Annotated in this window: 21 protein-coding genes; all 21 read right to left on the bottom strand. The window is 28.3% G+C overall.

Annotation, left to right across the window (positions count from 1 at the left end):
* Positions 1-10 precede the first annotated feature (10 nt).
* The 21 genes from yhbY to BUA19_RS00025 all read right to left on the bottom strand — a co-directional run bounded on the left by yhbY (position 11) and on the right by BUA19_RS00025 (position 17787).
* Positions 11-307, bottom strand: coding sequence for a ribosome assembly RNA-binding protein YhbY (yhbY, locus tag BUA19_RS00125; RefSeq protein ID WP_072722851.1), 297 nt, complete (start codon positions 305-307; stop codon positions 11-13).
* A gap of 10 nt (positions 308-317) precedes the next feature.
* Complete coding sequence (gene obgE / locus BUA19_RS00120; protein WP_072722850.1) at positions 318-1598, bottom strand: GTPase ObgE; 1281 nt, start codon at positions 1596-1598, stop codon at positions 318-320.
* 12 nt (positions 1599-1610) lie between these two features.
* Positions 1611-2165 (bottom strand): Spo0B domain-containing protein, encoded by a 555-nt coding sequence (locus BUA19_RS00115; protein ID WP_072722849.1) that lies wholly within the window; start codon positions 2163-2165, stop codon positions 1611-1613.
* A 117-nt stretch (positions 2166-2282) separates the two neighbouring features.
* Positions 2283-2576: a 50S ribosomal protein L27 gene (rpmA, locus tag BUA19_RS00110; protein WP_072722848.1), complete on the bottom strand. Its 294-nt coding sequence runs from the start codon at positions 2574-2576 to the stop codon at positions 2283-2285.
* Between the two features lie 2 nt (positions 2577-2578).
* Positions 2579-2911, bottom strand: coding sequence for a ribosomal-processing cysteine protease Prp (locus tag BUA19_RS00105; protein ID WP_072722847.1), 333 nt, complete (start codon positions 2909-2911; stop codon positions 2579-2581).
* 2 nt (positions 2912-2913) lie between these two features.
* Positions 2914-3225, bottom strand: coding sequence for a 50S ribosomal protein L21 (rplU, locus tag BUA19_RS00100; RefSeq protein ID WP_072722846.1), 312 nt, complete (start codon positions 3223-3225; stop codon positions 2914-2916).
* 124 nt (positions 3226-3349) lie between these two features.
* A complete protein-coding gene (locus BUA19_RS00095) occupies positions 3350-4753 on the bottom strand; it encodes an Rne/Rng family ribonuclease (RefSeq protein ID WP_072722845.1) in 1404 nt (467 codons plus the stop codon).
* Between the two features lie 11 nt (positions 4754-4764).
* Positions 4765-5460, bottom strand: a complete 696-nt coding sequence (locus BUA19_RS00090) for a TIGR03936 family radical SAM-associated protein (protein WP_072722844.1) — start codon at positions 5458-5460, stop codon at positions 4765-4767.
* Positions 5460-7310, bottom strand: a complete 1851-nt coding sequence (locus BUA19_RS00085; RefSeq protein ID WP_072722843.1) for a TIGR03960 family B12-binding radical SAM protein — start codon at positions 7308-7310, stop codon at positions 5460-5462. Before BUA19_RS00085 ends, BUA19_RS00090 begins: the two co-directional genes overlap by 1 nt.
* On the bottom strand, positions 7285-7560 hold the full coding sequence (locus BUA19_RS00080) for a hypothetical protein (protein WP_072722842.1): 276 nt from the start codon (positions 7558-7560) through the stop codon (positions 7285-7287). The genes BUA19_RS00085 and BUA19_RS00080 overlap by 26 nt, the downstream gene beginning before the upstream one ends.
* Positions 7561-7743: 183 nt before the next feature.
* Entirely contained in the window at positions 7744-8157 is a 414-nt protein-coding gene (gene mgsA, locus BUA19_RS00075) for a methylglyoxal synthase (protein ID WP_072722841.1), read from the bottom strand.
* A 15-nt stretch (positions 8158-8172) separates the two neighbouring features.
* On the bottom strand, positions 8173-9282 hold the full coding sequence (gene rodA / locus BUA19_RS00070) for a rod shape-determining protein RodA (protein ID WP_072722840.1): 1110 nt from the start codon (positions 9280-9282) through the stop codon (positions 8173-8175).
* 60 nt (positions 9283-9342) lie between these two features.
* A complete protein-coding gene (minE, locus tag BUA19_RS00065; protein ID WP_072722839.1) occupies positions 9343-9627 on the bottom strand; it encodes a cell division topological specificity factor MinE in 285 nt (94 codons plus the stop codon).
* Positions 9628-9638: 11 nt separating this feature from the next.
* Positions 9639-10436, bottom strand: a complete 798-nt coding sequence (gene minD / locus BUA19_RS00060) for a septum site-determining protein MinD (RefSeq protein WP_072722838.1) — start codon at positions 10434-10436, stop codon at positions 9639-9641.
* Between the two features lie 29 nt (positions 10437-10465).
* The gene (gene minC / locus BUA19_RS00055; RefSeq protein ID WP_242939212.1) at positions 10466-11128 is read right to left on the bottom strand and encodes a septum site-determining protein MinC; all 663 of its coding nucleotides are present in this window, start codon (positions 11126-11128) and stop codon (positions 10466-10468) included.
* 60 nt (positions 11129-11188) lie between these two features.
* The gene (locus tag BUA19_RS00050) at positions 11189-13984 is read right to left on the bottom strand and encodes a penicillin-binding transpeptidase domain-containing protein (protein WP_072722837.1); all 2796 of its coding nucleotides are present in this window, start codon (positions 13982-13984) and stop codon (positions 11189-11191) included.
* Between the two features lie 11 nt (positions 13985-13995).
* On the bottom strand, positions 13996-14484 hold the full coding sequence (gene mreD / locus BUA19_RS00045; protein WP_072722836.1) for a rod shape-determining protein MreD: 489 nt from the start codon (positions 14482-14484) through the stop codon (positions 13996-13998).
* A gap of 14 nt (positions 14485-14498) precedes the next feature.
* The gene (gene mreC / locus BUA19_RS00040) at positions 14499-15365 is read right to left on the bottom strand and encodes a rod shape-determining protein MreC (protein WP_072722835.1); all 867 of its coding nucleotides are present in this window, start codon (positions 15363-15365) and stop codon (positions 14499-14501) included.
* An 11-nt stretch (positions 15366-15376) separates the two neighbouring features.
* Complete coding sequence (locus BUA19_RS00035) at positions 15377-16438, bottom strand: rod shape-determining protein (RefSeq protein ID WP_072722834.1); 1062 nt, start codon at positions 16436-16438, stop codon at positions 15377-15379.
* Between the two features lie 15 nt (positions 16439-16453).
* On the bottom strand, positions 16454-17152 hold the full coding sequence (gene radC, locus BUA19_RS00030) for a RadC family protein (RefSeq protein ID WP_072722833.1): 699 nt from the start codon (positions 17150-17152) through the stop codon (positions 16454-16456).
* A gap of 56 nt (positions 17153-17208) precedes the next feature.
* Positions 17209-17787 (bottom strand): Maf family protein, encoded by a 579-nt coding sequence (locus tag BUA19_RS00025; protein WP_072722832.1) that lies wholly within the window; start codon positions 17785-17787, stop codon positions 17209-17211.
* Positions 17788-17945 lie beyond the last annotated feature (158 nt).

The following is a 17945-nucleotide window of genomic DNA, read 5'->3' as shown; positions in this document are numbered from 1 at the left end:
TTGTTAAATACTATTTTTTCGGAAGTTCAATTTTAGGTTTATTTATAGATTTTCTATATATAGTAAATTTAGATCCTATAGCTTGAACAAATTCCGCTCTTACAGCCTTAGCAACTTCGCTTGCAGTTTTTTTAACTTCTAATCCACTATTTTCAAGTACAGTAACTTTAACTATTTCTCTTGCTTCTAACGCATCATCTAATTGATTTAAAAAAGCATCTGTAACTCCTTCTTTTCCAATTTGAGTTATAGGTTTTGTTTTATTAGCTATTGATTTTAAATAAGATCTTTGTTTTCCTGTTAACATTATTTACCTCCTAATCATAATATTCAAATTCTAAATCATATAATTTAACTAAATCACCATCTTGTACACCTAAACTTCTAAGCTTTTCAAATACACCTTTTTTCTCCATAATTTTTTGAAAATACTGAACTGATTCTATATCGTCAAAATTAACAGAATATAAAAGCCTTTCAAGAGCTTTACCTTCTACTATATAAACTCCATCTTCAACTCTTACATCTATTTCTTCATCTTTAGTATTTTTCACGTAATCATCTTTTAACATTTCTTCTTCAGAAACTAATTCTATTTCTTCTACTTCTTTTAATATATTTGAAACATAATTTATAATATCATCTATTCCCTCTCTAGTAGCTGCAGACATTGCAAACACTTTATATCCTCTCGATTCTATTTCTTCTTTAAATAATTCATAGTTTTCTTTAGCATCTGGTAAATCCATTTTATTAGCAACTACTATTTGAATTCTTTTCGACAACTTTTCATTATAAAGCTTTAATTCTTCATTTATTTTTTCAAAATCGTCTATTGGATCTCTTCCTTCAATACCAGAAACATCTACTATGTGAATTAAAACTTTTGTTCTTTCTATATGTCGTAAAAACTCATGACCAAGTCCTATCCCTTCACTTGCTCCTTCTATTATCCCCGGAATATCTGCAAGAACAAAGCTATCACCAAATCTAGTTTTAACTACTCCTAAATTCGGAGTAAGTGTTGTAAAGTGATAATTAGCAATCTTAGGTTTAGCTTTTGTTACTATTGAAAGAAAAGTTGACTTTCCTACATTTGGAAAACCTATCAATCCTACATCTGCTATCATTTTAAGCTCAAGAATTATCCATCTTTCTTCTCCTTCTTTACCTGCTTCTGCAAAGCGAGGAGCTTGTCTTACAGAAGTAGTAAAATGACAATTTCCTCTTCCTCCTCTTCCTCCCTTAGCAACTACAGCTCTATCTCCTGCTTTTTTTAAATCTGCAATCACAAGATTTGTTTCTTCATCTCTTATTATAGTTCCAGGTGGCACTTTAAGAACTAAATCATCTGCAGATTTTCCATTCATTTTTTTATTTTTTCCATCTTCTCCATTCGAAGCTACATATTTAGTTTTATATCTAAAATCCATAAGGGTTCTTAATCCTTCATCAACTTCAAATATAACATTTCCCCCATGGCCACCATCTCCACCAGCAGGGCCTCCAGCTGGAACATATATTTCTCTTCTAAAAGCAACTGCTCCATTTCCACCTTTTCCAGCTTTAACAAATATCCTAGCTTTATCTATGAACATACCTATCACCCTTTAATTAAATTCAATTTCATATATTAAATAATCTTTACATAAATAAAATTCTCCACAAGATAAATTAAGTTTTTTCTCTAAACAACTAATATCATTAAAATAACTTAAATCAACTTTTAAAGCAAAACATTCGGGAGTTTCCTCAATATAAAATATATACTCTTCAAAATTAGAATTATTATACACAAAATCCAACACTATATCTATCGCTTTTTCAAAATAATTTAATGATTTTAATATATTTTTACCTAAAAAATCTTTTCTCTCTCCAACACTATACACTTCAAAATTCACATTAATTCCTAATTCCTTGCATTTTCTTAATTTTTCATTCAAAATCAAATATAAATCTATACAATTTAAATTAGATAATTTTGAACATACCTTAGCACTATAACTTACTTTATTTATATATTCAACAGCTTTATCTATTTTATTCAACTTTATATATCCAAATATTATTTGTATTTCATTTAAAAAATCATGCCTTTGCTCTCTCAATAATTTTTCTATTAAATCCCAATAATATAAATCAATTTCATTTATTTTTTTCAAATGACGCCCTCCCTACATAACTTCTTTATACTATACAATATTCTACTTTTAGAAGGGTCAATCCTCTTTTTTATTATACATTAAGAAAAGGAGTGTTTAAAAACACTCCTTATTATCTTATTCAGCAACAGCAACTGGATATATGCTAACTTGCTTTCTTTTTTTATCTTTTCTTTCGAACTTAACTACACCATCAATTTTAGCGAATAATGTATCATCTCCGCCTCTTCCTACATTATTTCCTGGGTGTATTTTTGTTCCTCTTTGTCTTACTATTATACTACCAGCACTAACAAATTGTCCATCAAATCTCTTAACACCTAGTCTTTTAGAGATAGAATCACGTCCGTTTTTAGAAGAACCTACCCCTTTTTTGCTGGCAAATAACTGAAGGTTCATTTTTAATACCATAATTACACCTCCTCTTCTTTTAATTTTATATAAGAAGAGTATCCTTCTTTTATATTTTTCAAACCTAATACCATAGTTTCCAATATGGCATCAATTATTTTCCTTTTTTCATCAGAAATATCAGAAGGAATTTTACATTGAAGTTTTCCATCATCAATATTAAACTCACAATTTACTTTAGCATAATCACAAATTCCAAGTACAGCAGTTTGAGATAAAACAGAAACTGCAGCACAAACTACATCCTGTCCATGTTCAGCAAAGCCAGCATGTCCATTTATGCTAAATTCAATTATATTACCTTCTGAATTTCTTTTTATTCTAACCCTAATCATAATTAAGCATTTATTTTTTCTATAACTAATTTAGTGTATGGTTGACGATGTCCTTGTTTTCTTCTGTAGTCTTTTTTAGGCTTATACTTGAAAACTATTATTTTTTTAGCCTTTCCTTGCTTTAAAACTTTAGCTTCAACATTAGCTCCATCAACTACAGGATTTCCTACTACAAGGTTTCCATCTTTAGAACAAGCTAATACCTTGTCTAAAGTAACAACATCTCCTTCATTAGCTTCTAACTTTTCAACGAAGATTACATCACCTTCAGAAACTTTGTATTGTTTTCCACCTGTTTCTACTATTGCGTACATTATTACACCTCCTCAAACCAGTCTCGCCAGTCCTAGGTACCCAATTGGAATTTTAAAACCCGAACTGAGCGGCTACCTACAGATATAAATCTTATCAAACAATGTATATTTTGTCAAGAAAATTCTAGTACATTATTTTTATATCATTTACATTCAAATCAATGTCTTTTTCTACTTTTATATTCAAGCCATAATAATCAGATATAACCTCAATATCCTTAAACTCATTCTGATTTAAACTACTATATATATAAGGAGATACTCTAAGTAAAATTTCTTTAAAATTAGTATGTTTTTTTATTCTCATAACTTCTTTCTCTATATTATCTAATATAGTACTTATAGATTTTATTTTTCCATCTCCACCACAATAAATACATCCACTTTTGAAAAAATTATCTATTGAATCTTTAAATTTTCTCCTTACAATTTCAACAAGGCCTAAATTAGTCATTCCTAAAACTTTAGCTTTAACTTTATCATCTCGCAAATATTCCTGTAATTTTTTTATTAAAATTTTCTTGTATTCATCATTTTTCATATCAATAAAATCCACTAATATAATTCCACCTATATCTCTTATTCTAATCTGCCTTGCTATTTCACTTGCTGCTTCACAGTTTGTATTAAAGACTGTTTCATCAAGTCCCAAATTCCCAGTATATTTACCAGTATTAACATCTATAACTGTTAAAGCTTCAGTTTTATCTATTATTATATATCCTCCACTTTTAAGCCAAACTTTTCTATTTAATGCTCTTTTTAATTCATTTGTAACTTTATAATAGTCAAATATATCTATTCCTTCTTCGAAATATTCAACCTTAGATTCATATGATTTATCTATATTTTTCAATAATTTTTTTATTTGATTAAACTTTTCTAAATTATTTACAATAACCTTATCAAAATCCGAATTAAAAATATCTCTTATCACTTTTAATGTCATATCTAAATCTTCATATAATAATTTCGGTCCTATTCCTAGTTTATTTTTCTTTTTTATATTATTATATACATCAATTAACTCTTTAAAATCTTTTTTAAAATCTTGTTCATCTTTTCCAAATGCTTCAGTTCTTATAATAACACCGACATTTTCTGGTTTTAATTTTGATACTATACCCTTAAGCCTTTTTATTTCTTTTTCATCTTTTATCTTATTTGATACAACTATATCACATCTAGTTGGCATTAAAACTAGATATCTTCCTGGTATACTTATCTCCGAAGTTAACTTTGCTCCCTTATCTCCTATAGGCTCTTTTTTTATTTGAACTAAAACTTCATGTCCATTTTTTATATTCTGTACTTTATTGTCAAGTTTTAAATAAGCATTTTTATCTAAACCTATATCAACAAATGCCGCTTCCATTCCTAAAAGTATGTTTTTGACTATACCTCTGTATATATTATTTTGTGTTTTTTTATTTCTATTATCTTCTACAAACAAATCTTTTAATTTATTATCTTCTAAATATGCTATTTTCGATTGATAAAGCCCTACATCTACTATTAAATACTTCATTTAACCACTTCCTAAATAGGAGTTATCATTTTTTTGCCATCATCAATATATAAATCATTTCTTATAATTTTTATATTTTCCATATCTATATCCAAATTCGAAATTTCTTTAAATTTTTCTAGTAAAATACTGGGGTTTAAATTTCCACTTGAACCAGTAGCTATAACTGTATTTAAAATCAAATTACTGTCATCTAAAAGTACTGCATTTAATTTCCTTATTAAAGGTCTTATATTTACCTCTTTCATTTTTCCTTTTTTAGTCTTTTTCATAAATACAATTTCATCTTTTTCCATAAATTTTTTCACTTTTGACTTTATATCATCTATTGTTATGTCATTATTTATTTTTAATTTCAATGTATACGAGCCATGGCTAATAGATGACATCAAAGAAGGAACACTTTTATCAACATATACAGCCTTTAAAAATTTAATGCCATCAGGAAGAACATTATTTATTCTCGTTAAAAATTCATCTTCACTTATAACTTCATCTAACTCAATATCTATATATTCACCAAAACTTACCGTTCCAAGCGATAATGCTTGTCCAAATGAAATTTTAGGATGAGGATTAAATCCCTGAGAATAACTTACCTTAATCCCTGCTCTTCTTAAACTCCTCTGCAAAAGTCTTTGAAGATCTAAATGCGATATATATATCATATCTTTTTCTTTGATAAATTTACACCTTAAAATATTCATTAACACAGCCCCCTCGCTATATCTACATTTATACCACAAGCATTACATTTTTTTCTACAATCAGGTGTCAGTTCTTCTTTTTTCGATTTTTCGTTTTCTCTTATCAAAAATTTTTTACTAATACCTACATCTATATGATCCCAAGGAAGAACTTCTTCATAACTTCTTTCTCTATTAGCATAAAAACTCATATCTATATTATTTTCTTCAAAAGCTTCTTTCCATAAATCAAATTTAAAATGCTCAATCCAACCATCAAACTTACATCCTTTTTTAAAAGCATCATAAATAACTTTAGATATTCGTCTATCTCCTCTTGCAATTACAGCTTCTAAAAAGCTTGTTTGACTATCATGATAATTGTATTTTATATTTCTATTTTTAAGCTTTTTAGTTAAATACCTTTGTTTTTCTCTAAGTTCTTCTATACTATCTTGTCCATGCCACTGAAAAGGTGTAAAAGCTTTTGGAACAAAAGAAGATGTACTAACAGTAACATTAAAATTCCTAGTTAATTTCCCATTATGAACATCTCTGTATATATCAATAACCTTATACGCCAAATCTGCTATTCCATCTAAATCATCATAAGTTTCAGTTGGAAGTCCAATCATAAAATAAAGTTTCACACTATTCCATCCTTTTTCAAATGCTTTTTTAGTAGCATTTTCTAAATCATATTCAGTAACACCTTTATTTATAACGTCCCTAAGTCTTTGAGTTCCTGCTTCCGGAGCAAATGTCAATCCACTTTTTCTAACTTCTTGAACTTTATGAGCAAGTTCTAATGAAAAATTATCTAACCTCAATGAAGGTAAAGAAATTCCTATTCTTTCCTTCTTAGAATACTCTGAAATTAAATGTTCAGTAAGTTCTTTAAGTTGCGAGTAATCACTCGTACTTAAAGATGATAAAGATATTTCCTCATAACCTGTACTTTGAATTAATTTTTTAGCAAGTTCCTTTAATTTTTCAACACTTCTCTCTCTTATAGGTCTATATATCATACCCGCTTGACAGAATCTACAACCTCTTGTACATCCTCTAAAAAGCTCAAGCATTATCCTACTGTGTACTACATCTATATAAGGAACTAATATTTTATCTGGAAAAAAACTTTCATCTAAATTTTTAACAATCCTTTTTTGCATTTTTACTGGAATATTTTCTTTTAAAGGAATTAATTTTTTTATTGTTCCATCATCATTATAATCAAAATCATAAAACGAAGGAATATAAACTCCTCTTACATTTACAGCTAAATCGTATAGAAAATCCTCTCTAGTAGTTTTATTTTTTTTCCACTCTCTATATCTATCTATTATTTCTAAAGTTACTTCTTCTCCTTCTCCAAGAACTACAATATCTACAAAATCTGCTATAGGTTCACTATTATAAGCACATGGTCCTCCTACCATTATAAAAGGATGATTTAAATTTCTATCTCTTGAATAAACAGGAATATTTCCAAGTTCCATCATATTAAGCATATTAGTATATGAAAGCTCATATTGAAGAGTAAAACCTAAAAAATCAAAATTAGTAATTGGCTCTCTGGATTCAAGTCCAAATAAAGGAATATTATTTTCTCTCATCTTTTCTTCCATATCTACAGCTGGAGCAAATACTCTTTCACAGTAAATATCTTCCCTTGAATTTAAAAGATTATACATAATCTGAAGTCCTAAATGACTCATTCCAACTTCATATACATCTGGAAACGAAAAACCGTATCTTATCAGCTTTTTATTATTTGTATCCTTGTGATATGAATTCATTTCATTTCCTAAATATCTTGCAGGCTTTTCTACTTTGCTCAATATATTACTTAAGTTCACCTTTTGACTCATATATTTTTAATACCTCCGTTACCTTTTTGTGTACTAAATCTGAATACTGTTTAAAATCCAAATTATATTCTAATACATATTTAACTTGATTTAAATATTTTTCGCTATTTAAAATATTTAATTTTATTCCAAAAGCCAATAAAACAATTATACATGAAATTACAAACTGTATCAAAATTTTATTAATCATATTATTATTTTTATTAAATCTATTATTTTTAAACTTGTTTTTTCTAAAATTTCTTCTCATAAAAATACCTCCCCTAAATTATTTTTTATATTTTACTTAAGAAAAAAATTATACTTTCTTTAATTATATGAATATGAAATAGATATTATTTTAAGAATAAAAAAACACCTCCAAATGTTAAAATTTAAAAATGCCTATGTTACTCTAAATTTTTAGAATAACATAGGCATTTTTAAATTTAATTTATTTTTTAAATAAACCTTTCTTCCTTACATTTCTCCAATCTAAATCTCCTCTTTGAAGTGCTTTTATAAAAATTTCAGCAGTAGCTAAATTTGTAGCAATAGGAACATAATGTACATCACAAAGCCTAATTAAAGCCTGTATATCAGGCTCATGAGGTTGTGCTGTTAATGGATCTCTTAAAAAAATTACTAAATCCATATTATCTTCACTTATCTTAGCTCCTATTTGTTGATCTCCACCCAAAGGCCCTGATAAAAATCTATTTACCTTAAGCCCTGTAGCTTCCTCAATTTTTTTCCCAGTTGTTCCTGTTGCGTATAAATTATACTTTTTTAAAATATCTTTATACGCTAATGTAAAATTAACCATCCTTTCCTTCATTCTATCATGTGCAATTAATGCTATATTCATATTTTACATCTCCTTTTAAAAATTTATCTTTTTTCTTCTCATCGAAACATTTAATATAAGCCCTAAAGCCATCATACTTGTAACCAGTGAACTCCCTCCATAACTTACAAAAGGAAGAGTTACTCCAGTTACTGGCATTAATCCTATAGCCATTCCTATATTTTGAACAATCTGATATAAAAACATGAATAAAACTCCTACTGTTATAAGTGATCCATAAAAATCCTTTGCATTTTTAGCTATTTTCAATATTCTAACTAAAAATAGTAAAAACAACAAAACTAAAACAATTCCTCCTAAAAGCCCAAACTCTTCACCTAAAACGGCAAATATAAAATCTGTTTCTTGAACCGGAAGAAAATTATATTGATTTTGAGTTCCTTTAAACAAACCTTTCCCAAATATTTTTCCTGAACCTATCGCTATCATAGACTGAATAACTTGAAAGTTTCCCTCGTATTTTGGATCTCCAGGATGTAAAAAAGCATCTATTCTAACTCTTTGATGCGGTTTTAAAAATTTATAAATTATCGGTATGCAAAAAACTGCACCTAATCCTCCATATCCTATTATTTTAGCATTTAATCCAGTAATAAAAGTCATTCCAAATATAATAGACATAAACACAATTGCAGTTCCAAGATCTGGCTGTTTTAAAATTAAAAGCAGTATAGGTCCAGCATAAATAATAACAGGAATTAAATCCTTAAATGTATTTAACTTATCTTTTTTATCCTCTAAAAATTTTGCAAAACTGATAATAAAACCTAATTTTACAATTTCTGAAGTTTGAAAATCAATTGGACCTAACTTAATCCAAGATCTTGCCCCTGCATGAGATACACCAAGTCCCGGAATATACACTGCAAGTAACAGTAATATATTCAATATATATATTTGCTTATAATATTTGCCTAATTTATTGTAATCTACCAAAAGTATAAAAGATATTATTACTATTCCAATAACAAATGATATAGCCTGCACCTGTAATTGTCTAAAACTTCCTGAATCATTCACATGGGTTGCACTACTAATAACAATCATTCCTATAATAAATATGCATATAACAGTAAAAACTAATATCCAATCAATATTTTTAAACATCTTAATTTGAACATTCATAATTTATCACCTACTGAAAAATATTGGGAAACCCCATAGGACTTCCCAATATTTATAATATTATCTTACTCCTTCTTTTAATTTTTTTATAGGAATGTTCGCAACTAACGCAGATACAGGTGCATCTTTGTTTTCATTTCTAGATTTTGCCATCTTAATTTCTAAACCATTTTCATCTATTTCAATGTATTCAGATATAACCTTTATTATATCTCCCTTTATCATATCTAAAAACTTAGCAGAACAATCCACTCTATCATGAACTAATACTAACTTAAGTCTTTCTTTTGCTACATTTTTGCTTGTTTTAGATTCATTACCAAACATCTTAAACAAATCTAGCATTGCTACCACCCCTATTTAGCAAGTCCAAATATTTTTTTAAGCTTTGTCATAAAGGAATCTTGCGTTTCTATATTTAAGAAAGGAACTTCTTCTCCCATTATTCTCTTCGATACATTCTTATATGCTTGTCCAGCTAGTGATTTAGCATCTGTTACAGCTGGTTCTCCTTTGTTAGTAGATATTATTATACTCTCATCATCTGGAACAACACCTACTAAATCTATAGCCAAAATATCTATTATATCTTCCATATCCATCATATCTCCACGTTTTACCATTTCAAGTCTTATTCTATTTATGATAAGTTGTGGATCGCTTATTTCATTAGCTTCTAAAAGTCCTATAATCCTATCAGCATCTCTAACAGCTGAAACTTCAGGTGTTGTTACAACTATAGCTTTATCAGCTCCTGCTATTGCATTTTTAAATCCCTGCTCAATTCCTGCAGGACAATCAATCAATACATATTCAAATGATTTTTTTAAATCTTCACATAATTTTTTCATCTGTTCTGGTGAAATAGCATTTTTATCTCTCGTTTGAGCTGCAGGTAAAAGATATAAATTTTCAAATCTTTTATCCTTTATTAATGCCTGCTTTAATCTACATGTTCCTTCAACTACATCTACAATATCATAAACTATTCTATTTTCAAGTCCCATAACAACATCTAAATTTCTAAGCCCAATATCTGCATCTACTACTACAGTCTTTTTACCTGCAAGACTAAGTGCTGTTCCTAAATTAGCAGTTGTTGTAGTTTTTCCAACTCCACCTTTACCAGACGTAATTACTATAACTTCACTCATATAAAACTACCCCCATTCGTGCATATTGACTATTTTTTATTCAAATATGGCTCTATAATTATATAATCATCCTTTATAAAAGCAATTTCAGGCCAATTAGGTTTTTGAAAGTTATCTTCTGGAGCTATAGCTATTATATTTGCAATTCTAAGCTGTATAGGATCTAAATTATACGCTACAACAAAAGCATTTCTATTGCCATTAGCTCCTGCATGTACAACGCCTCTTAAAGATCCCATTATTAATACATTTCCGTGAGCTATTACTTGTCCTCCAGGATTTACATCTCCAACTATCACTACATTTCCTTTAAATTCAATCTTTGTACCTGATCGTACAGTATTTTTTATAAACTTAGTTGGCCCTTCATTTATTCCTTGAAAAATACTTTCTTTTTCCTCTTCTTCTTCTATAAATTCAATTTCAAATTTTGATGTTATTATATCCTTAAGATGTAGTATTTCTACATCATTGAGTGTTTTACAATTTATTGATACAATTTTTGCACCTTTAAAAAATCTCCCTGCACTCTCTATCTTTTTGATTATTTGCTCTTTTATCTTCTCAAAATCACTACATTCTTTCACATTAATAATTAATCCCTTTTTACTTCCTTTAAATTCTACTATATCTCTCTTAAATAGCATATCTTTGTTATTCCCTTTAAATTCTACAACCTCTCCTAAAGCCATACCTACTCCTCCAAAAGACTATATATTTTTAAATTCTTCAAAAATTATATAAATCCTTCTTTATCTTTTTAATTCTTCTATTAATTTTAACTCTTCCTTTACATCATCTGTATTTTTATCTTTTGTAAGTCCAAAATACTCTGCTATTATATCTCTAGCTATAGGAGCTGCATATCCCCCATGGCCACCTTGAAATATTAAAACTACAACAGCTATTTCTGGATCTTTATACGGTGCAAATGACACAAACCACGCAAAATCATCATAAGTATCTTTAAATCTATTTATTTGATCATACGTCAAATGAGGATTTAATTCAAATAATGCTTTTCTTATATAATAATCTCTGCTTAATTTACTTTTATCTTGTTTTTCATATTTATTTGCAAGCTCTAAAGCTTCACTAGGATTTACTCCGAAACTAGACATATGATCTATTAAATACTGTGCTTCATCTTTTGTAGGAATTCTTCCACTTCTCTGTGCAGTTCCCGTTTTTGCTCCAACTTTAATTGGAAAATTTTTAAAAGTCCTCTTAGCTGTTCCTGTCTGTGTAACTCTAAGCATTCCCCTTTTGATATGTTCTAAATTATTATAATCTTTTAATGGTATCCTTTCTTTCTCTTTCTTAGTTTTTTCTACTTTCATTTTATCATAAGATTCTACTTTATCCACTACTGAAACTTTATTTTTATATCCTCCATTTACTAAAGCTGAAATATAGTTTGCCATTTGAAGTGGAGTATAAGCATGTGCTCCCTGTCCTATTGATAAATTGAAAGTATCTCCTGTTTTCCACTTTGCTTGATTAAAATAACTGTATTTCACAAGATCAGCAACTTCAGATATTTTATCCTCTTTTATTTTCAAACTTTTAAGTCTTTTCATTATAGTTCCTCTACTTGGATTTTCATCTATCCAATTTACTATTTCTTTTATTCTCTTTTCATATTCTTCCTTATTCTTATCATTTATATCTTCAAAATAATTTTTTAACTTTCTATTTAAAGTATACTCTAAAGCTCTTCTTGTATTTTTAAGTTTTGCCTCAGGATTTGGAACTTTTCCTGGTATTTCTTCTATTTCAATTCCAGTTCTTTCATCTAGTCCAAATAATTTTGCATATTTTAAAACTTCTTCCACACTCATCTTTACAGGAAGAGGTTTATTACTTCCATAATCATACCCAACGCTTACACAATAAAAATAATAATTACAAGAATGTTCAATTGCTTTATACAAATCTGTAGGTCCATGACTTCCTCTATGAGAATTCCATATCCAACATCCAAATGATTTATTCCCAAGCATTATTCTTCCCTTAGCATTAATTTTATAATTAGGATCAAGTCCATTTTCAATAGCAGCAAGACCTGTTATCATCTTAAATATCGATCCAGGCTGAACTGCTGTAAATGTAGCTGTATTATAAAGCGGCTTTGCTGCTAATGGATCATTTTTATTTTCAGGAAGGAGTTTTTCCATATCCTCATTAGTTATTCCTGTAGCAAACAAATTTGGATCATAATCTGGATAACTTGCCATGGCAAGTACTTCTCCGGTTTTAACATCAAGTGCTACAACAGCACCTGATTTAGCTTTATTATATATTCTCTTACTATCTCTAAGTCTTACATTTCCCCAAGGACTTTTATAAGTTCCTCCTACTTGAATAGTTTTCAAAACATTTTTTAAAGAATTCTCAGCTACTTCTTGTAAATCTTTATCAATAGTCAAATATACAGTATCTCCTGCTATAGGATTTTTAATATCTATCTTTCGTATAAGTCTTCCATACGCGTCAACTTCTACCTTTTTATAACCTTTTTCTCCATGAAGTTTTTCTTCATATTTTTTTTCTATACCAATTTTACCTATCATATCACTTATACTGTAACCTTTTTTCTTTATATATGTATCTATTTCATTTTGCTGCGATATTTTCCCTATTGTCCCTAATATATGCGAAGCGAAATTTCCATTAGGATAATATCTTATAGGTTCAGTTTCTATACTAACACCAGGAAGTTCCATAGCATACTCCTCTATTTCCGATACAGTTTCTTTGCTTACATCAAGTGCAAGTTTTATAGGCTGGTATTGTAAATATCCCTGAGATTTTAACAAATCTCTAACCAAAAGTATTTTTCTAGCATCATAATCATTTAATTCTTCTGAAATTTTATAGTAATCTCTAACTTTTTTAAATGCATCTTTTGCACTAATATTTTCTTCCTTTATTCTATACCTATAAAGCCACTGCTCTTTTTTAACTTCTTCTGCAAATTTCCATTTAGACACATATATGGGAGGATAATAACCTTTTTCATTCAACAATTTCTGAAGCTCATATTTATCTGTATCTTTATCTACATTCAATATCCCATCATTAATCAACCTATCGACAATCTCATAAAAACTTTTCTCTGCATTATAACTTAAAGGTATATTGTTTTTTCGTTTCCATTCATTTATTGTTCTATCATATGTATAATAAAACTTTCCATTCTCTATTATTATTGGAAATTCATCTATGTACTTCTCTCCATTCTGTTCTAATATTTTTATCACCTTATTAGCTATCTTATTAGGATCTGATTTTTCTATCTCATCTTTTGACAACTGAACAGTAAAAGACGCTCTATTTCCCGCAAGCAACCTTCCATATCTATCTCTTATTTCTCCTCTAGGTGCTTCTATTGGTATTTTTTTATACACTTTATTTTGCGCTTGTTCATAATACTCTTCACCTTTTATAACTGTCATATAACCTAACTTCAAAATAATTACGGAAAATACAAGTATAAATGAAAATTTTAAAACGTCATATCTATCCTCAAATTTTTTGTTCTTCATAACAATCACCATTAAATATTGTCTAATTTTTTTATAAAATCAATTAAAAATTTATGTACAAACAAAGCTACTACAACATTTAAAATAGGTATAATTACAAAACCTTTATAAATTGAAATTATAATTTTACTACTCGTAAAAAAACTCTTTAAAAATATAAAATTAATAAAAGACTCAAAGATACTAGAGAAAAAAATCAAAATTACTATAGTCATAACATTTTCTTTAAAAACTTTATCTTTTAATATTCCATACACATATCCAATTACAAAAAATATAAGAGCATTTATTCCTAAAAATCTACCTATCAAAATATCCTTAAAAAAACCTAATATTAAACCTATAAAAGCTCCTTGATTTCGTTTTAAAAACAAAGAAATAATACTTATATATATAATCGACATATTTATACTCAAGTCAAATATGTCGATATAATTTAGAACGCTATTTTCCAATATAATTAATGTCATTCCTAAAAATACTAATATAAAATTTTTCATTTAAGATTCCCTCTTTACTCTATTATCCTAGGTCTTATTATCAAAACCTTATCTATCTTTTTAAAATTGACATAAGGTTTTACTTTTATATATTTTAGTAAATTATTTTTATCTTCTATTACTTTTTCTACCTCTCCAAGTGGTATTCCTTTAGGATATATTCCTATACCTGAAGTTACTATTATATCTCCAGGAACCACTTCATATTTTATATCAAATAAATAACCTTTTAAATACCCTTCAAAATTTTCGCTAGAATCTATTGATAAATTTTGACTGATAACTCCTGTATACTCTCCCTTTCTCAAAACTTCAAAACTCACAGCAGATTTATTGTTAAGCAGTGAAATAGCTTTAGAATAATTATTTGAAACTTCATATATTTTTCCTACAAGCCCTTCTCCTGAAATTACAATGCTATTTTTAACCACTCCGTCTTTTTTTCCTGCAGATACAGTAAAAGTAGTATACCAATTCCCGTCGTTTTTACTTACTACCGATGCACTTATATAACTTTTATCATAATTTTCACTTATATAATTTAAAGATTTTTTTAAATCTCTAAGCGAATTAAGTTCATCTCTTTTTAAATCTATATCTATTATTTTTTTCTTTAACTCTTCATTCTCTTTAGACAACAGTTTAACCTTTTTAATATTACTTCTATAATTTATTATCCCAGAAATATTTTCACTAGTAATCGTAAAAATTTTATTTATTCCTCTTTGAATAGGAGAAGCAACATCTAAAATAGCACCTGTCAAATAATTGTTTATATTTCCTTTAATAGACATCCCTATAATTACAAGTAGAGTGATAGCAATCAAAACAACTACTATCACTTCTTTATTTGAATTATTTTTCTTTTTACTTCTCACCATATCACCATCTCTTAACTTTTTCTTGCATACATAAGAACTTTATTGAAGATTTCCTTGTCTTCTACTGATTTTCCAGTTCCTATTGCTACACAATCAAGAGGATTTTCTGCAATATGTACAGGCATACCAGTTTCTTCTTTAACCAATTTATCAAGACCTTTTAAAAGTGCTCCTCCACCAGTAAGCATTATACCATTCTCCATTATATCTGCTGCAAGTTCAGGAGGAGTTATTTCAAGAGTTGCCTTTATTGCATCTACTATACTAGTAATAGGCTCTTTTAAAGCTTCTCTCACTTCAGAAGATGTAATGTTTATAGTTTTTGGAAGTCCTGAAATTAAATCTCTTCCTCTTACATCTAATTTTTCTTCTTTTTCTTCTTTAAAAGCAGAACCTATTTTTATTTTTACTTCCTCTGCAGTTCTTTCTCCAATCATAAGATTATATTCTTTTTTCACATAATTAACTATCGATTCATCAAGTTCATCTCCACCTACTCTAATTGATTTAGCTGTAACTATACCACCTAAAGATATAACTGCAATTTCACTTGTACCTCCACCTATATCTACTACCATATTTCCATCAGGTTCTTCAACCTTTAATCCTGCTCCAATAGCAGCTGCCATTGGCTCTTCAATTAAATATGCATCTCTCGCTCCAGCTTGACGTGCTGCATCTTCTATAGCTCTTTTCTCTACTTCTGTTACTCCATAAGGAACACACACAGCAATTCTTGGACTAATTAATGTTTTTTTAGGATACGCTTTTTTTATAAAATACCTAAGCATACTTTGAGTTACATCAAAATCCGCAATCACTCCATCTTTCATAGGTCTTATAGCTATAATATTCCCCGGAGTTCTTCCTATCATTTTTTTAGCTTCTTCTCCAACCGCTAAAACTTCCTTGTTATCATCTCTTATAGCTACAACTGAAGGTTCTCTTACTACTATACCATTTCCTCTTACATAAACCAAAGTATTAGCTGTTCCTAAATCTATACCCATATCTTTTGAAATCATATCAAAAAAACTTCCCTTTTTTTGTCTAGTTTTTTTAGTCTTTTTCATAATTCTTTCTCCTTTCTAAATTAATCCTTTCGCTTTAAAGCTAAAGTATATACCATCTCCAATTATTATATGATCTATAATATCTATGCCTATTATTTTACCTCCATCAATCAACCTTTTAGTAATACTTTTATCTTCCCTACTTGGTTCTACATGACCTGAAGGATGATTGTGCATAAGAATAATTTTATTTGCACTTCTTTTTATAGCTTCAACAAAAACTTCTCTCGGATGAACTATTGATGAATTTAAAGATCCTACAGAAATTTCTATATTAGATATTATTTCGTTTTTTGTATTTAAAAGAACTATCTTAAAAACTTCTTTTTTTAAATACCTAAGTTCTTCCATATATACACTTGCTATATCATCAGGACTTGTTATTTTAACTCTTTGTCCAAAAGAAGCTTTTGCAACTCTTTTGCCGAGCTCTAATGCAGCTAATATTTGGCAGGCTTTAGCAACTCCTATACCTTTTACTTTTCTAAGCTCTTCTATAGTAATATTACATAAATTTCTTATTCCTTCTGATTTATCCATATTTATTATGTAATTTGCAAGATCAATAGCAGACATATCTTTATTTCCTGATCTTAAAAGTATAGCCAAAAGTTCAGAATTAGATAAATATTTTACTCCTTTTGAAAGTATTTTTTCTCTGGGTCTTTCATCTACTGCCATTTCTTTTATGGATACTTTTCTTTCTTGACCCATACAACAACCTCCATATTTATATTTAATAAAATATCAACCGTTCATACAATTCAAATTTATATAATATTTATCCCAAAATGTCTATATAAAATTTCTTCTAATTTTGCAATTGGAAGACCTACTACATTAAAATAATCTCCTTCTATTTTTTCAACCAATAAAGAACCATATCCTTGTATTCCATATGATCCCGCTTTATCCATTGGCTCTTTTGTACTTATATATCTTTTTATCTTATCATCGTCAATGTTTTTCATTTTTACCTTTGTAATTTCATAATCTATTATTTTTGTATTATCAGAAAGTCTAATAACACTAATCCCTGTTATCACTTCATGATATTTCCCAGACAATTTTTTGAGCATATCAAAAGCATTATCCTCATCAACAGGTTTTCCAAATATTTGATTGTCCAATACAACTACTGTATCCGCTCCAATAACTATATCATTTTCTTCTACTTTATTAGCCACATCTAATGCTTTTTGAAAAGCCAAATTCATAACTACTATTTTAGGATTGCTATCTATATCAATAGATTCCTTAATTTCACTTTTTATCGCTTTAAATTTCAAATTTAAATTCGAAAGCAACTCTCTTCTCCTAGGAGATGATGATGCCAATATAATACTCATAAAACCAGCTTTATAAAATCTATAAAAATCTAAATAAATATATAAAAATTATAGATTTTATTCATACACTCAATATTTTTACAAATATTAGTGTACATAATAGCATATCTCTACAATGCTATACCGCAAGCCAACGGTACTTTTGTTCACCTCTCTTT

The sequence above is a fragment of the Tepidibacter thalassicus DSM 15285 genome (assembly GCF_900129915.1).
GTDB lineage: Bacteria > Bacillota > Clostridia > Peptostreptococcales > Peptostreptococcaceae > Tepidibacter > Tepidibacter thalassicus.
This window is presented reverse-complemented; position numbering and strand designations above follow the sequence as displayed.

Bases quoted from the DNA above. Each gene is read 5' to 3' on its own strand.
- mreC (WP_072722835.1), bottom strand. From the start codon at position 15,365: ATGGTGAGAAGTAAAAAGAAAAATAATTCAAATAAAGAAGTGATAGTA.
- mreD (WP_072722836.1), bottom strand. From the start codon at position 14,484: ATGAAAAATTTTATATTAGTATTTTTAGGAATGACATTAATTATATTG.
- minD (WP_072722838.1), bottom strand. From the start codon at position 10,436: ATGAGTGAAGTTATAGTAATTACGTCTGGTAAAGGTGGAGTTGGAAAA.
- obgE (WP_072722850.1), bottom strand. From the start codon at position 1,598: ATGTTCATAGATAAAGCTAGGATATTTGTTAAAGCTGGAAAAGGTGGA.
- rplU (WP_072722846.1), bottom strand. From the start codon at position 3,225: ATGTACGCAATAGTAGAAACAGGTGGAAAACAATACAAAGTTTCTGAA.
- yhbY (WP_072722851.1), bottom strand. From the start codon at position 307: ATGTTAACAGGAAAACAAAGATCTTATTTAAAATCAATAGCTAATAAA.
- BUA19_RS00035 (WP_072722834.1), bottom strand. From the start codon at position 16,438: ATGAAAAAGACTAAAAAAACTAGACAAAAAAAGGGAAGTTTTTTTGAT.
- BUA19_RS00050 (WP_072722837.1), bottom strand. From the start codon at position 13,984: ATGAAGAACAAAAAATTTGAGGATAGATATGACGTTTTAAAATTTTCA.
- radC (WP_072722833.1), bottom strand. From the start codon at position 17,152: ATGGGTCAAGAAAGAAAAGTATCCATAAAAGAAATGGCAGTAGATGAA.
- minC (WP_242939212.1), bottom strand. From the start codon at position 11,128: ATGGCTTTAGGAGAGGTTGTAGAATTTAAAGGGAATAACAAAGATATG.
- rpmA (WP_072722848.1), bottom strand. From the start codon at position 2,576: ATGGTATTAAAAATGAACCTTCAGTTATTTGCCAGCAAAAAAGGGGTA.
- mgsA (WP_072722841.1), bottom strand. From the start codon at position 8,157: ATGAATATAGCATTAATTGCACATGATAGAATGAAGGAAAGGATGGTT.
- BUA19_RS00085 (WP_072722843.1), bottom strand. From the start codon at position 7,310: ATGAGTCAAAAGGTGAACTTAAGTAATATATTGAGCAAAGTAGAAAAG.
- rodA (WP_072722840.1), bottom strand. From the start codon at position 9,282: ATGAATGTTCAAATTAAGATGTTTAAAAATATTGATTGGATATTAGTT.
- BUA19_RS00090 (WP_072722844.1), bottom strand. From the start codon at position 5,460: ATGAATATTTTAAGGTGTAAATTTATCAAAGAAAAAGATATGATATAT.
- BUA19_RS00025 (WP_072722832.1), bottom strand. From the start codon at position 17,787: ATGAGTATTATATTGGCATCATCATCTCCTAGGAGAAGAGAGTTGCTT.
- BUA19_RS00080 (WP_072722842.1), bottom strand. From the start codon at position 7,560: ATGAGAAGAAATTTTAGAAAAAACAAGTTTAAAAATAATAGATTTAAT.
- BUA19_RS00105 (WP_072722847.1), bottom strand. From the start codon at position 2,911: ATGATTAGGGTTAGAATAAAAAGAAATTCAGAAGGTAATATAATTGAA.
- minE (WP_072722839.1), bottom strand. From the start codon at position 9,627: ATGCTAGATTTGTTTAAGATGTTTGGTAATGAATCTAAAACAAGCAAA.
- BUA19_RS00095 (WP_072722845.1), bottom strand. From the start codon at position 4,753: ATGAAGTATTTAATAGTAGATGTAGGGCTTTATCAATCGAAAATAGCA.